Raw genomic sequence first — 14,853 nt, forward strand, 5'->3', positions numbered from 1 at the left:
TCATGTCGGACAAGCCTGAGTTTCACCCCCCGGAATTGGGATCGGTCAACGTCGCTCCCCGCAAGGCGCGCCCGATGCATGCGGACGAGCACTGGGCCAGCCAGCCCTGGTATGAGGCTCCGCGTGGCGATCCCTCCGTCGCGGAAGTCTACACCTATACCGATGCGATGTCTTACGACCCGGGAGACGAAGTCGTCTTTCGCTCCTCCGCGACCGCAAAGGCCTGGCGGCTGCAGATCTATCGCGACGGTCTCGAGCCCGAGATGGTGCATGAGGTCGATGCGCTTGACGGCGTGTTCGCGGCTACGCCATCCGATGCCTATCGCAATGGCTGCAACTGGCCCGTCGCTCATCGCTGGACGTTGCCGCCGGATCTGCGCTCGGGCTTTTATCGTGTGGTCTCGTCGTGCGAGCGAGCGAACGGGGCCCGCTTCATCCAGCATCATTTCTTCGTCGTGCGCCCGACGGAGAAAACGCGGCGCGCGAAGATCCTGATGATCCTGCCGACGGGCACCTGGACCGCCTACAACGATTTTGGCGGTGCCAATCACTATTTCGGCGTCGAAGGTCCTGACAGGGACGAGCCGTCGCCGGTTTTGTCGCTGCAGCGGCCATGGACGCGCGGCGTGGTCTGGCTGCCGCCCGGTGCGCCGCGCATCTGCGCCGATCCCGCGCCCGAGATGGGTGACGCGCCACGCTATCAGATGAAGGAGTGGGCGTTCTCCAACGGCTTTGGCCAATATTACGCGGCAGCGGGCTGGGCCCAGTACGACCGGCATTTCGTGCTCTGGGCGCAGAAGGAAGGCTACGCCCTCGACATGATCACCCAGACCGATCTTCACTACAGGCCCGAGCTGCTCGACGCCTACCCTTGCGTCACCATCATCGGCCATGACGAGTACTGGACATGGGAGATGCGCGAGGCGATGGAGCGCTATGTGGAGGGCGGCGGGCGGCTCGCGCGCTTTGGCGCGAATTTCCTGTGGCAGATCCGGCTCGAGGACGATGGCAAGCGCCAAGTCTGCTACAAGTTCAAAGCCACCCACAAGGATCCGATCGTCGGCACGGACCGCGCGCGCCTGATGACGTCTGCCTGGGAAGATCGCAACGTCCGTTGGCCCGGCGCCTCGACGGTCGGCGTGAACGGTGCGCACGGCCTCTACGCGTCCTGGGGTGGCTTCGCGCCGAACGGCCAACGAGGCTTTACGGTCTATCGCCCCGAACATTGGGCATTTGCCGGCACAGGACTGCACTATGCCGACATCTTCGGTGACAAGCAGCACATCTTCGCCTACGAGGTCGACGGGCTGGACTACACGTTCCGCAACGGTCTTCCTTTTCCGGTCCCGGTCGAGGGGCAGCCCGAGACCATTCAGATCCTGGCGATGGCGCCAGCCGTCCTGGCCGAAGACGAGCCGCAGGGTGAGGGCTTCCGCTACTACGTACGCAGTAGCGACCACGAAGGCCTGGTGGAGTGCATCACCGGCGAGGTTACGCCCCACGGTCTGGCCCGCTACAAATACGGCTCCGGCATGATGGTGCACATGACCCGCGGCAAGGGCGAGGTGCTGACAGCTGCGACTTGCGAATGGGTGATGGGGCTGAAGCGCGGCGATCCGTTCACGCAGCGGATCACCCGCAACATCCTCGATCGCTTCACTGCGGCCCGTTCCGCGTGAGCAGCTCTCAGCGACGCCTGGATTTCGCGCGTGCTGCCTTGGCAGGTGGTGCAGTGCGCGTCTTCATCGCTTCGATCTCGACGTCGTCGTCAACGGCCGTCTCGGGAGTCATGAAGCGCGTGCCGCCATGCTTTTCCAGCAACCGGACGAGATTCTGGCCGCCCTCCATCATGTCCGCCTGGATCGACTCGCGAACCTTGTCCGGCCGGCGCTGCCGCAGATTCTTGAGAACGGACAGGTGCTGGTGCTCGTTTGGATAGGTCGGGGGGGCGTGCGGGTAATGGAAATTCAACAAGGGGCCGTTCCGCATCCAGATATCGTCGAGGATGGCGAGCACTTCGGGAAGCCCCGATCCATCATAGAGACCGCGGTGGAATTGCCAGTTGGCGCGAACGGCGTCGGACCATCTGTGCTCCTTTTCCGCGCTGATCAGCTCGCGGTGAGTGGCCTCCATCCTGTCGATATCGGCGTCCGAGATGCGCGTGGTGGCGTGCTCGGCGGCAAGTCCCTCGAGAAACAGCCTGACGGTCCTGAGCTCGATATACTGCTTGGCCGTCATGTGGGCGACCATGATCGAGCGTCCCGCCTGCATCTCGAGCGCGCGGCCGCGCACGAGCTGCATCAGGGCTTCGCGAATGGGCGTCTCGGAAACGTTCATGGTCGCAGCAAGGTCGCGGATCTTGAAGCGATGGCCGGGCCAGAACCGGCCTTCCATCAGCGCCTGGCGCAGATTGTTGTAGACCAGGCTTGTCAGGCTGTCGCGCGCGACCGGGCCCACGCCGCCCTCGCCATGTCTCTGTTCAACGTCAACCATGCTCGGTCCCCGAAAGGTCTGGGCCGTTTCGGCCATCAGCGCCGACCCGGGTTCGAATCCATTTCGTATATAATATAGGATGTCGTGGTTGCGCACTGACCGTCTGCGCTTCTTCTGCGACGGAGCCCCTCAAGGCTCGCCGCCTCCTGAAAACCCAAATTCGTCAGCTCCGGGATCGGTGCCGCCCACGAGGTCTACGGCCTGGGCAGCAACAATTCCCTTGTAGCCGAGAGAATAATATATGATATATCAAAACAGGAGAGGAGAAGGCATGCCGGAATTGATCAGGACAAGGGATGCCGCCCTGCGGGCGCGGGCCGAGAAGGTCGTGCCAGGCGGGATGTGGGGACATCTCCACGCGGCCAAGTTGCCGGAGGCGTATCCGCAGTTCTTCAGCCGTGGCGAAGGCGGCGTGCTCTGGGATGTTGATGGTCACCGCTACGTGGACTTCATGTGCAGCTGGGGTCCCAACCTGCTCGGCCACCACCATCCCGAGGTGGAGGAAGCCGCCGAGCGTCAGCGGCGCGACGGCGACTGCCTCAATGGTCCGGCCGAAGTCATGGTCGAGTTGGCCGAGCTTGTCGTCGATATGGTGGGACATGCCGATTGGACGCAGTTTCAGAAGAACGGCACCGATGCGACGACGACGTGCGTCACGATCGCGAGGGCTGCAACAGGTCGACGAAAGATCCTCGTCGCCAAGGGCGCCTATCATGGTGCCGTACCGTGGTGCTCACCGTCCCTTCTCGGTGTGACTGCGGAGGATCGCGCCCATCTCGCATACTTCACATTCAACGACGTCGAGAGCCTTGATGCGGCGGCCAAGGAGGCGGGTGATGATCTTGCCGGAATTCTGATTTCGGCGTTCCGCCACGATCTCGGGTCCGATCAGGAACTTCCAACCGTAGAGTTCGCCCGTGCGGCGCGTCGCATCTGTGACAGCAAGGGGGCCGCGCTGCTTATCGACGAAGTTCGCGCCGGCTTCCGCCTGAATGCCGCGGGTAGCTGGGAAGGCCTTGGTGTTCGGCCCGATTTGTCCGCTTGGAGCAAGGCGATCGCCAATGGTCATGCCCTGGCGGCCGTCACCGGAGCCGATTGGCTGCGCCGCGCCGCGAGTCAGGTCTTTGTCACGGGGTCATTCTGGGCCGGCGCCGTCGCCATGGCTGCTGCCGTCGCGACGTTGAAGATCGTGCGCAGGGACGATGTTCCGGCCCGCCTTGCGCAGCTCGGGCAAACGCTGCGTGATGGTCTCGAGACGCGTTCCCGCCAGTTCGGTCTTTCAATCCGTCAGTCGGGGCCTGTGCAAATGCCGACCCTTTTGTTTGAAGGGGACCCGGACTATCGGAAAGGTTCGGCCTTTTGCAGCGCGATGCTTGCAAGGGGTGTCTACTTCCATCCCAAGCACAACATGTTCCTTTGCGCCGCCCATACCGAGGCCGACATCGCCGTGGCTCTCGAGGCAGCGGAGCACGGCTTCGCAAGCGTGGCGGCACTTTGATGTCACGTGGTGCGAAAACTATGATGGTGCGACGAATGCTCATGTTTGGTCGGATAAGCCGAGTGGTGCGACCAGTAAGTGATTGATTGTTCTTGACCCGTCGCTATCTCTTAATCGGCGGGTCCCAGGTTCGAGCCCTGGTGCGCCCACCATATCAATGCCCTGGCCGACGACACCGTTTGAGCATCTTATTTTTCAAACGGTCTTTTTTCAGTCCAACGGACTGGCCGCGATAAAAAGTGCATCGCGCGACGCCTCAATGGTTCGTTGTGTGAGTGAGGCCTCACTGGCCGTCAGATGGCGACCCCACGCCCGGATCCCGGCGTTGAAACGCGCATGGCACGATGAGCTCGCGCCAGGGGGCGCCGGGCGATTCACGGCAGTTGTCAGCTTGTCGGTGCGCGCGCCCCGCCAACTGTTTCGCCAAGCCTCCGTAAGAGGATACTAAAAGTTGAAGGTCGTGGAGACCATGTATGCTCTCGGTGCGCCGATCGATGTTCCGCCGCCTGCGCCGGGAACATTCGTGAGATAATTGGCGCCGAACAAATTGACGATCCGCCCGCGAATCACGATCGGCTTACCCGACCACATGTTGGCGAAAGTATACGATGCTCCCAGATCCGCACGCACGTATGCGGGCACACGTTGCGTGTTCTGGGGATCGTAGTAGCTGTCGCCAACAAAGACTGCGAGCGGCGAAACCGTGCTCTCAAGGCGATCCTCGCCGCTTGCGAGGATGCCGGGATCGATCCGCGTGAGCTCGACGGCTTCGCGTCGTATGGTGATGACCGCAGCGAGGCGTCGCACCTCGCGGCCGCGCTCGGCATCCGCCAGCTCCGCGCGGCGACGATGCAGTGGGGGGCGGCGATTTCCGCAGCAAACCTGCGTACCTGCTGGGTGCTGCGGTCGGATCAGGCCATCGTGTCGGGCTGGTATCGCAGGTCTGATTCTGCGCGTTCGTGAAAGCGGGGGGCCGGCTAATGTGGCGGACGCGGGAGCTGCGTGCGCGTGGGCTCTCGCGGCACGAGTACGTGTACTAAGAATCCGAAAGTCCCGATCTTCGCCTCCGGTCCCAATATCGACGCGACGTATTGCTTTTGGAGCGCTGGCGAGCACGACACTGCCGCCGTCTTATGCGCTGTGCTGAAGCAAGATGCATTCGATCAGACCATTAGTCTCGTTTATGTCGCAAATTTCCACTTCCAATTTTACTTCGCAAAATCGCGCCCTTAGCCTCACGCACAACTGATCACATCCGCAGCCGGTCAATGGCGATCGGGGCGAGCGTTCATCGTAACCAATGAGGGTTGCCATGTCTGACAGCATCAAGGAGACATCCACTTCCGATCCGGCGGGAACGGAAGCGAGATCTGCGAAAAGGCCGAGCCGGCGCACGCTGTTGAAGGGTGCGGCGGCCGTTGTAGGCGCAGCAGCAGGATCGGACGTGATCCGCGGTTTCCCGACCATCTGGGCGCAGGAGATCAAGGATATCGAGCTGCGCCATGTCGGCGTCTCCTACTCGGTGGTGAAGGCGATCGGCGACCAGGCCGCCAAGGATCTCGGCTTCAAGGTGACGATGCAGAACCTCGACACCTCCGCGGCCATCAACCGCTTCATAAGCCAGCCTAATACGGTCGACATCGCCGATCTCGAGGGCTGGCAAGCCAAGCTCGCCGCCAAGCGCGGCGTGATCCAGGGCATCGAGGTCAAGAAGATCAAGGAGTTCGACAACATCCTGCCGATCTTCACCAAGGGCGAGATCGATGGCCACAAGATCCCGCGCCAGGGCATCTCGCCCTATGAGGCCATGTACATCGCCAAGCCCGATTCCACCGATCTGCACGACGGCGTCACCGAGTGGGCGACCTTCCTGCCGCAGGTCTACAACGCCGATTCCATCGGCTATCGTCCCGACCTGGTCGGCCACGAGGTGACCGAGTGGAAGGACCTGATCGATCCCAAGTTCAAGGGCAAGGCCGCGATCCTCGACGTGCCCGCGATCGGCATCATGGACGCCGCGCTCTGCTTCGAAAGTGCCGGACTGATCAAGTACGGCAACAAGGGCAACATGACCAAGGAGGAGATCGACTTCACCTGCAACAAGCTGATCGAGCTGAAGAAGCAGGGCCAGTTCCGTGCGACCTGGACCACCTTCGACCAGTCGGTGCAGCTCATGGCTGCGGGGGAAGTGGTCATCCAGTCGATGTGGTCGCCGGCGGTTGCGGCCGTCCGCGTCAAGGAAATCCCCTGCGTCTACGCGCCTGTGAACGTCAAGAACGGCAAGGAAGGCTATCGCGGCTGGTGCAACGGCATGGGCCTGATGAAGCATCTGTCCGGCAAGAAGCTCGACGCGGCCTATGAATACCTCAACTGGTATCTCTCGGGCTGGCAGGGCGGCTTCGTCGCGCGCTACGGCTATTACAGCCCGGTGCCCTCGACCGCGAAGAAATTCCTGACGCCAGCGGAATGGGCGTTCTGGTACGAGGGCCAGCCCGCGCCCGAGGTTGTCAACGATCCCTACGGTGTCGCGATGGAGAAGGCCGGCACCAAGCGTGACGGCGGCTCATTCCTCGATCGCGTCAAGAACATCTCCTGCTGGAACACGCTGATGGACGAGGCGGCGTACATGAACAAGCGCTGGAACGACTTCAAGGTGGCCTGAAATCTGCTTTCCCTGACCTGAAGCGATGCACCGGCGCGGTCACGCGCCGGTGCGAGAAGACCGACTTCGAGGCGTTTGCCGCTATGCAGTCCAGTCAAACTCCGCCACGCGCAAATCTCGCCGGCTGGCTCTATGTCGCGCCGCTTGTCCTGGTGCTCGTGCCGTTCTTCGTGGCGCCGATCCTGGTGGTGCTGGCGGCGAGCTTCTTCGCCACCGACGGCTTTGGCGGGCTGACACCGGGCTTCACGCTGGCAAGCTACGTCGAGGTCCTGCATTCGGCGCTGACGCTGAAGCTGTATCTGGCGACGATCAAGTTCACGGTCCTGACCTGGATCTTCACGTTGATCATTGGCTTTTTCGTCGCCTACTTCCTGGTGTTCCACGTCCGTAACCAGCTGCTCGCGATCGGCCTGTTCCTCTTGTGCACAGTGCCGTTCTGGACCTCGAACATCATCCGGATGATTTCCTGGATTCCGCTCCTGGGCAAGGAAGGCCTGATCAACCAGGCGCTGCTTGGAATGGGCGTGATCCGTCAGCCGCTGGAGGTGTTGCTTTTCTCCGATCTCGCCGTGGTGATCGCCTATGTCCACCAGCTCACGATCTTCATGGTCGTGCCGATCTTCAATTCCATGGCGCGGATCGACAAGAAGCTGATCGAGGCCGCGATCGACGCCGGCGCCAGCCGTTTCGACATCATGCGCCTGATCGTGGTGCCGATGTCCAAGAGCGGCATCGCGCTCGGTACCATCTTCGTGGTCTCGATCGTGATGGGCGATTTCTTCGTGGTGAAAGTGATGTCCGGCGGTGGCTCGGCCTCGGTGGTCAGTGCCTTCTACGAGGACGTCGGCGTGCTGCAATATCCGACCGCGGCGGCGAGTGCCGTGCTGCTGACGCTGGTGCTGGTCGCGATCGTCTCGCTGATCCTGCGCACCGTCGACATCAGGCAGGAGATTACGCGATGAGCGCGGTTCTCGCCGACATGCCGAAAGGCAACATGTCCAAGACGGTCGCGCCCGCGACGACCAAGGCGATCGCGCCCAGCAAGGGCGGCCGTCCCTGGACCTTCTACGTGCTGGCGACGCTGTTCGCTGCATACGTGATCGCGCTCTACGGCCCGATGTTCTGCATCTACATCCTCTCGTTCCAGGATATCCGCGGCGGTCTCGTCTTCCCGATGAAGGGCCACTCGCTGCACTGGTTCGTCGATCTCTTCACTCAGGTGCGAACCGGCGACGTCAAGGGCTCGTTCGACCGCTCGATCAAGCTTGCAATCATCGTCACCATCATCACCGTCGTGGTCTCGTTCCTCGCTGGCCTCGGCTTCCGCAAGCGCTTTCGCGGCGACACCTTTGTTTTCTACATGATGATCGGCAGCCTCGTCGCGCCAGGTCTCGTGCTCGGCCTCGGCACGGGTCTCCTGTTTCAGGCCCTCGGGCTGAACGCAAGCTGGTACACCTCGGCACTTGGCGCCCAGCTCTCCTGGACGCTGCCGTTCGGCGTGCTCGTGATGTTCGCGGTGATGTCGCGCTTCAACCATGTCTGGGAGGAGGCGGCCTACGATCTCGGCGCCAGCCGCTGGCAGTCGATCCGGTTGGTGATGATCCCGGTGCTGGCGCCCGGCCTCGTCGCGGTTGCGCTGTTCGGCTTCACGCTGTCCTACGACGAGTTTGCGCGCAGCCTGCAGACGGCAGGCTCGCTGAACACGCTGCCGCTGGAAATTTGGAGCATGACGCTGAACGTGACCTCGCCCTCGCTCTACGCGCTCGGCACGGTGACCACCATCGTCTCCTTCGTCGTCATCGGTGCGAGCCTCGGTACCATCGTGCTGATCCAGAAAAGGCGCGGCAGCGCGACAAAGGGTTAGGAATGAAGAGCGATCGCGGCGATATCGAACTGGCGGGCGTCTGCAAGAGCTTTGACGGCGCGACCTACGTGGTCGACGGCGTCAATCTGAAGATCGCGGACGGCGCCTATTGCTGCTTCATCGGCCCGTCCGGCTGTGGCAAGACCACGATCCTGCGCATGATCGCAGGCCATGACGACCCGTCCGCCGGCGAGATCGTGATCGGCGGCCAGAACGTCGTCGGGCTCGCGCCGGTGCAACGGCGCACGGCGATGATGTTTCAGTCTTACGCGCTGTTCCCGCATCTGACCGTGCGGGAGAACATCGCCTTTGCACTTCGCGTGCGCGGCCAGTCCAAGTCCGATCGGCTGCGCGCAGCGGATGCCATGATCGAGAAGGTCCGCCTGACGCAGTTCGCCGACCGCTTGCCGGCCCAGCTTTCCGGCGGCCAGCAGCAGCGTGTGGCACTGGCACGGGCCGCGATCACCGAGCCGCGCGTGCTGCTGCTCGACGAGCCGCTGTCCGCGCTCGACGAGCAGCTCCGCGTCCAGATGCGCCAGGAGCTGCGGCGGATGCAGCAGGAGCTCGGCATCACCTTCATCCACGTCACCCATACCCAGCTCGAGGCGATTGCGCTGGCCGACCTCGTCGTGGTGATGGAGCAGGGCAAGATCAAGCAGGCGGGCCCGGCGCGCGAGGTCTACGCGCATCCGCACGATCGCTATGTCGCCGAGTTCATGGGCGGGCAGAACGTGTTGTCGGGCCGCGTCGAGAAGGTCAACGGCGCAAGCTTCACGCTCGCGCGGGCCGCACCTGACGGCATCGAGGTGCCGTTGCGGCCACGCTCGGCCGTCAGCGTCGGCGACAAGGTCGATATCGCGGTGCGCCGCGACGACGTCGCGCTGGTCCGGCCCGGCAGAGACTTGCCTCCGGGTTGCACAACCTCTCTGCCAAGCCGCGTGCTCGCGATCGAATACCAGGGCTATTTCGTCAAGGTCATGCTCGACACGGTGCCGGACGACGAGTTCGTCGCCTACGTGCCGGAAAAGACCTTCTTCGCAGATCCCTTCGCCGTAGGCGATGTCGTGATGGCCACATGGGCCACCGGCAGCGCGTTGCCACTCGCCTGAAGACCCGTCGCGCACAGGAGTATGACCGTGCAGATATCCTTTACCCTCAACGGCCGCCCCACCACCGTGGATGTCGCACCGGCGACGCTCGTCGCCGAGCTGCTGCGCGAGCAGCTCAACCTGACCGGCACCCATATCGGCTGCGACACCAGCCAATGTGGCGCCTGCGTGGTGCATCTCGACGGCCTGCCAGTGAAGAGCTGCACGCTGCTGGCGCCCGCGCTCGACGGCGCGACGCTGCTGACCATCGAAGGCCTGCAAGGCGCGCCGGGCTCGAACCTGATGCATCCGATGCAGGAGGCGTTTCGCGAGCATCACGGCCTGCAATGCGGCTTCTGTACGCCGGGCATGCTGATGACGGCGGTAGCGCTGGCTGCCGAGAAGCCTGATTTGACCGAGGCCGACGTCCGTCACGGGCTCGAAGGCAACATCTGCCGCTGCACCGGCTACCAGAACATCGTGGTTTCCGTGATGGCCGGCGCTGCCGCCATGAACGCCGCCAAGGGAGAGTGACCATGGGCAATGTGATCGGCATTGGCGCCGCGCCGAAGCGGAAAGAGGACCAGCGCTTTCTCACTGGCCGCGGCAACTACGTCTCCGACATCAAGCGCCCCGGCATGGCCGCAGGCGTGTTCGTGCGCTCGCCGCACGGGCATGCGGTCCTGCGTGGTGTCGACAAGAGCGCGGCGCTGGCTGCGCCCGGCGTCATCGCCGTGCTGACCGGAGAGGACGTCAAGGCCGACGGGCTCGGCTCGTTACCCTGCGGTTGGGGCATCTCGGACGCCAAGGGTGTTCCGATGAAGGAGCCGCCGTTCCCGATGCTGGCGCAGGGCAAGGTGCGCTTCGTCGGCGACATGGTGGCCTTCGTCGTCGCCGAGACGCCGGAGCAGGCGAATGTCGGGGCCGAGCTGTTGAAGATCGACTACGAGGTGTTGCCCTCAGTGGTCGGCCTGCTCGAGGCTGTCAGGCCGAATGCGCCGCAGCTTTTCGACGATGTTCCGAACAACATCTGTTGCGACTGGGAGCTCGGCGACAAGGCCGCGGTCGAGACCGCGTTCAAGAAGGCTGCGCATGTCGCCAAGCTCAGTCTCGTCAACAACCGCCTGATCGGCAATCCCATGGAGCCGCGCGCGGCCATTGCCGAATACGAGCCGGGCACCGATCGATTCACGCTGTGGACCACCAGCCAGTTTCCGCACGTGGTGCGCTTCCTGATGGGCGCGCTGGTGCTGAACATTCCGCAGCACAAGCTGCGGGTGGTGGCGCCCGATGTCGGCGGCGGGTTCGGCGTCAAGCAGTTCCATTACGGCGAGGAGGCCGTGATCACATGGGCCGCCAAGCGCGTGAGACGGCCGGTGAAATGGGTGGCGAGCCGCTCGGAGGGCTACGTTTCCGACCGTCACGGCCGCGACCACGTCACTGAGGCCGAGCTAGCGCTGGATGAGACCGGAAAATTCCTCGCCTTCCGCGTCAACACGCTCGCCAATATGGGCGGCTATCTCTCGACCTTCGGACCGAACATCCCGACCAATCTCTATGGGCCGCTTCTTGGCGGCGTCTACACCACGCCAGCGATCTACTGCAACGTGAAGGTGGTCTTCACCAACACCGTGCCGGTCGACGCTTATCGCGGCGCGGGCCGGCCCGAGGCGACCTTCGTGCTGGAGCGCATCGTGGACGTCGCGGCCAGCGAGATGGGCATCGACCGCGTCGAGATCCGCCGCCGCAACATGATCCCGAAGGAAGCCTATCCGTATCAGACGCCGGTGTTGGTGCAGTACGATTCCGGCGATCCCATGGGCTGCCTCGACGGCGCGCTGGTGGCGGCCGATGTCAAGAATTTCGGCGTGCGCAAGGCGGCCTCGGCCAGCAAGGGCAAGTTCCGGGGGCTCGGCTATTCCACCTATGTCGAGGCCTGCGGCCTTGCGCCCTCGCGCTTCGCGGGCCGGTTAGGCGCGCGCGGCGGCCTCTACGAGAGCGCCACGGTGCGCGTGCATCCGACCGGCCAGGTCACGGTGATGATCGGCACCCACAATCATGGCCAGGGCCATGAGACGACCTTCGCGCAGATCGTCTCGGAAAAACTCGGCGTCGCCTTCGAGAACGTCGACATCGTGTTCGGCGATACCGACCGGGTGCAGTTCGGCATGGGCACCTATGGCTCGCGCTCCCTCGTGGTCGGCGGCGCGGCCCTATCGAAGGCAACCGACAAGGTGATCGCCAAGGGCAAGAAGATCGCCGCCCATCTGCTCGAGGCGGCCGAAGTCGACATCCAGTTCGAGGCTGGAAAGTTCTCGGTTGCGGGCACGGACCGCAGCAAGAGCTTCGAGGAGATCGCAGGCGCGGCCTACGTCCCCCACAACTATCCGCTCGAAGTGCTGGAGCCGGGGCTGGAGGAGCAGGCCTACTACGATCCCGTCAACTTCACCTATCCCGGCGGCTGCCACATCGCCGAGGTCGAGGTCGATCCGGAGACGGGCACGGTGACGCTGGTCAACTATACTGCGGTGGACGACGTCGGCACGGTGATCAACCCGATGATCGTCGAAGGGCAGTTGCACGGCGGTATCGTGCAGGGCGTCGGCCAGGCGCTGTTCGAGAATGCGGTCTATGACGAAGGATCGGGCCAACTCCTGTCGGGCTCGCTGATGGACTACTGCATGCCGCGCGCCGATCATCTGCCGATGATGAAGGTGGCGACCCATTCCACCCTGTGCACGCATACCCCGATGGGCGTGAAGGGCTGCGGCGAGGTCGGCACCATCGGCTCGCCCGCGGCCGTCATCAATGCCGTGGTCGACGCACTGTCGCATCTCGGCGTCACCCATGTCGACATGCCGGCGACTCCGAACCGGATCTGGCGCCTGCTGCAGAACGCGTCGCTGCCGGTCGCCGCGGAATAGGGAGGACTGCAATGAAACCGTTTGCCTATCATCAGCCTGACCAGATTCCCGATGCGGCCAGGCTGCTGACCTCGATCGAGGACAGCAAGCTCGTCGCTGGCGGCATGACGCTGATCCCGACGCTGAAGCAGCGGCTGGCGAGCCCCGTCGCGCTGGTAGATCTGTCGAAGCTTGGAAGCCTCAAGGGAATCACCGACGATGGCGCTACAATCACTATTGGTGCGATGACGCCGCATGCTGTGGTGGCGGCCTCGAAGTTGGTGCAGACGAAAACCCCCGGGCTGGCGGCGCTCGCGTCCATGATCGGCGATCCCGCAGTGCGCAGCCGCGGTACCATCGGTGGCTCCGTCGCCAACAACGATCCAGCGGCGGACTATCCCGCCGGCGTGCTCGGTCTCGGTGCCACCATCGTCACCAGCATGCGCGAGATCGCGGCCGACAAGTTCTTTCTTGGGCTGTTCGAGACGGCACTTCAACCGGGCGAGATCATCACGGCGATCCGCTTCCCGGTGCCGCTCAAGGCAGGCTACGCCAAATTCAAGGCGCCGGCCTCCCGCTATGCGCTGGTCGGCGTGTTCGTCGCCAAATTCGCCGATGGTGTCCGCGTCGCCGTGACCGGCGCCGGTCCAGGCGTTTTTCGCGTGCCGCCGATGGAAGCCGCGCTGTCGTCCAATTTCGATCCCTCGGCCATCGCAGCGATCAAGATCGACACCGACGGTCTCACCTCCGATATCCATGCCGAAGCCGACTACCGTGCGCATCTCGTCACGGTCATGGCCAAGCGCGCCGTTGACGCGGCGCTCAGCTAGCTCTTCAGGGTTGATGATGACTGATAGTTCCGGCCGAACGGCCTTCCCGCCGGCGCCGACTGGCCTTGGAGCACTTTCTGCAACCGAGATCATGGCCGGCTACCGGCGCAAGGCGTTCACGCCGCGCGATGTGATCGACGACACCATTGCCGCGCTGGAGGCGACCAACGAGGCCTACAACGCGGTGGTGACGCCGATGTATGATCAGGCGAGGGCGGAGGCCGATCGTCTCACCAAGCAGATGCGTGCAGGCGAGGCCAAGGGACCGCTCGCCGGTGTGCCTGTCACGATCAAGGATCTCGTCTTCGTCGCGGGCGTGCCGGCCTATGGCGGCTCGCCCATGAACAAGAGCTTCGTGCCCGATGCCGATGCCGCTGTGGTCTCTGCGCTGAAGGCCTCCGGCGCGATCATCACCTGCAAGACCACGACCTGCGAGTCCGGCTACAAGCTGACGGCCGACAGCCCGGTCACTGGCACGACGCGAAACCCCTGGAATCCCGGCCGCACCAGCGGTGGATCGAGCGGCGGCGCGGCGGCAGCCGTGGCGGCTGGCTGCGGCCCGATCGCAATCGGTACCGACGGCGTCGGCTCGATCCGTGTACCCTCGTCCTTCTGCGGTGTGTTCGGGCTCAAGCCGACGTTCGGTCTCGTGCCGCGCTCGCCCGGCTTCTCGCCGCCGTCCTGGGCCTCGCTTGCACACACCGGTCCGATCACGCGTACGGTCGCGGATGCGGCGCTGACGCTGGAGATCATCGCCGGTTACGATCTGCGCGATCCCGCGAGCCTGCCTGTGTCCGCGCGTCGCTTCGATACCAACGCTGCATCACTCAACGGCATCCGCATTGGCGCCAGCGTCGATCTCGGCTACGCCGCTGTCAGTCCCGACGTGCGTGCGGCGTTTGGCAAGGCGCTCGCCGTTCTCGACGCCTGTGGCGCGCAGGTCACCATGGATGGGCCGGGCCTCGATCCCGGCATTCTGGAGCATACGCTAAAGCCGATTGCCTTCACCGAACAGGCGGCGGCAGTGGCGACCAAGTCCACGGCCGATCTCGCAAGCTCGGAGGCTGACTACCGTGACGTCGTCACAGCCGGACGGCACTATAGCGGCACGGATTATATCGAAGCCGGCTACCGGCGCGGCCAGGCGCGCAATGCGTTCGTAAAGCTGTTCGAACGTATCGATGCGCTGGTGACACCGACGGTCGCGGTGACCGCGTTCGAGGCCGGCCGGATCGGGGTCGGCACGGTCGACGGCAGCAAGGTCGATCCGCATCTCGGCTGGTCGCCATTCACCTGGCCGATCAATCTCGCCGGTCTTCCGGCGGCGACGCTGCCCTGCGGCTTCGACCGCGATGGAATGCCGATCGGCCTTCAGATCGTTGCGCCCTGGCTCGACGAACCCACGATCTTCCGCATCGCGGCCGCCTTCGAGCAGGCGCAACCCTGGGCCAAGTTCTGGCCGCCGCTGGCGCTGCGGGAGGAGGGACGCGCGCGGGCGAAAACGTAAGCTGCGCG

11 protein-coding genes and 1 pseudogene are annotated in these 14,853 nt (G+C 63.9%); 11 read left to right on the top strand and 1 reads right to left on the bottom strand.

The window, feature by feature from the left end; translation table 11 throughout:
• Window positions 1-2 precede the first annotated feature (2 nt).
• Window positions 3-1,679 carry a N,N-dimethylformamidase beta subunit family domain-containing protein gene (locus AC066S_RS17455; protein WP_135169729.1) on the top strand — a complete coding sequence of 559 codons (1,677 nt, stop codon included), beginning with the start codon at window positions 3-5 and terminating at the stop codon, window positions 1,677-1,679.
• A gap of 109 nt (window positions 1,680-1,788) precedes the next feature.
• On the opposite strand, the pseudogene AC066S_RS17460 reads toward AC066S_RS17455, so the two are convergent.
• Window positions 1,789-2,493 (bottom strand): annotated as a pseudogene (locus AC066S_RS17460) (GntR family transcriptional regulator); the annotation flags it as partial.
• A 271-nt stretch (window positions 2,494-2,764) separates the two neighbouring features.
• On the opposite strand from AC066S_RS17460, the gene AC066S_RS17465 reads away from it, so the two are divergent.
• From AC066S_RS17465 to AC066S_RS17510, 10 genes are all read left to right on the top strand, one after another.
• Window positions 2,765-3,991, top strand: coding sequence for an aminotransferase class III-fold pyridoxal phosphate-dependent enzyme (locus tag AC066S_RS17465; RefSeq protein WP_135169728.1), 1,227 nt, complete (start codon window positions 2,765-2,767; stop codon window positions 3,989-3,991).
• 645 nt (window positions 3,992-4,636) lie between these two features.
• On the top strand, window positions 4,637-4,954 hold the full coding sequence (locus AC066S_RS17470; RefSeq protein WP_235885102.1) for a hypothetical protein: 318 nt from the start codon (window positions 4,637-4,639) through the stop codon (window positions 4,952-4,954).
• Window positions 4,955-5,303: 349 nt separating this feature from the next.
• A complete protein-coding gene (locus AC066S_RS17475; RefSeq protein ID WP_135169726.1) occupies window positions 5,304-6,653 on the top strand; it encodes an ABC transporter substrate-binding protein in 1,350 nt (449 codons plus the stop codon).
• 83 nt (window positions 6,654-6,736) lie between these two features.
• On the top strand, window positions 6,737-7,615 hold the full coding sequence (locus AC066S_RS17480) for an ABC transporter permease (protein ID WP_135169725.1): 879 nt from the start codon (window positions 6,737-6,739) through the stop codon (window positions 7,613-7,615).
• Window positions 7,612-8,517 carry an ABC transporter permease gene (locus tag AC066S_RS17485; RefSeq protein ID WP_135169724.1) on the top strand — a complete coding sequence of 302 codons (906 nt, stop codon included), beginning with the start codon at window positions 7,612-7,614 and terminating at the stop codon, window positions 8,515-8,517. The genes AC066S_RS17480 and AC066S_RS17485 overlap by 4 nt, the downstream gene beginning before the upstream one ends.
• A gap of 2 nt (window positions 8,518-8,519) precedes the next feature.
• Window positions 8,520-9,626 (top strand): ABC transporter ATP-binding protein, encoded by a 1,107-nt coding sequence (locus AC066S_RS17490; protein WP_135169723.1) that lies wholly within the window; start codon window positions 8,520-8,522, stop codon window positions 9,624-9,626.
• A gap of 21 nt (window positions 9,627-9,647) precedes the next feature.
• A complete protein-coding gene (locus tag AC066S_RS17495; RefSeq protein WP_209311856.1) occupies window positions 9,648-10,139 on the top strand; it encodes a (2Fe-2S)-binding protein in 492 nt (163 codons plus the stop codon).
• A 2-nt stretch (window positions 10,140-10,141) separates the two neighbouring features.
• Window positions 10,142-12,529 (top strand): xanthine dehydrogenase family protein molybdopterin-binding subunit, encoded by a 2,388-nt coding sequence (locus AC066S_RS17500; RefSeq protein WP_135169721.1) that lies wholly within the window; start codon window positions 10,142-10,144, stop codon window positions 12,527-12,529.
• An 11-nt stretch (window positions 12,530-12,540) separates the two neighbouring features.
• Complete coding sequence (locus AC066S_RS17505; RefSeq protein ID WP_126255488.1) at window positions 12,541-13,338, top strand: FAD binding domain-containing protein; 798 nt, start codon at window positions 12,541-12,543, stop codon at window positions 13,336-13,338.
• Window positions 13,339-13,354: 16 nt separating this feature from the next.
• On the top strand, window positions 13,355-14,845 hold the full coding sequence (locus AC066S_RS17510; protein WP_478270231.1) for an amidase: 1,491 nt from the start codon (window positions 13,355-13,357) through the stop codon (window positions 14,843-14,845).
• The last annotated feature ends 8 nt before the right edge of the window (window positions 14,846-14,853 follow it).

The organism is Bradyrhizobium sp. CFUWI, assembly GCF_056429085.1.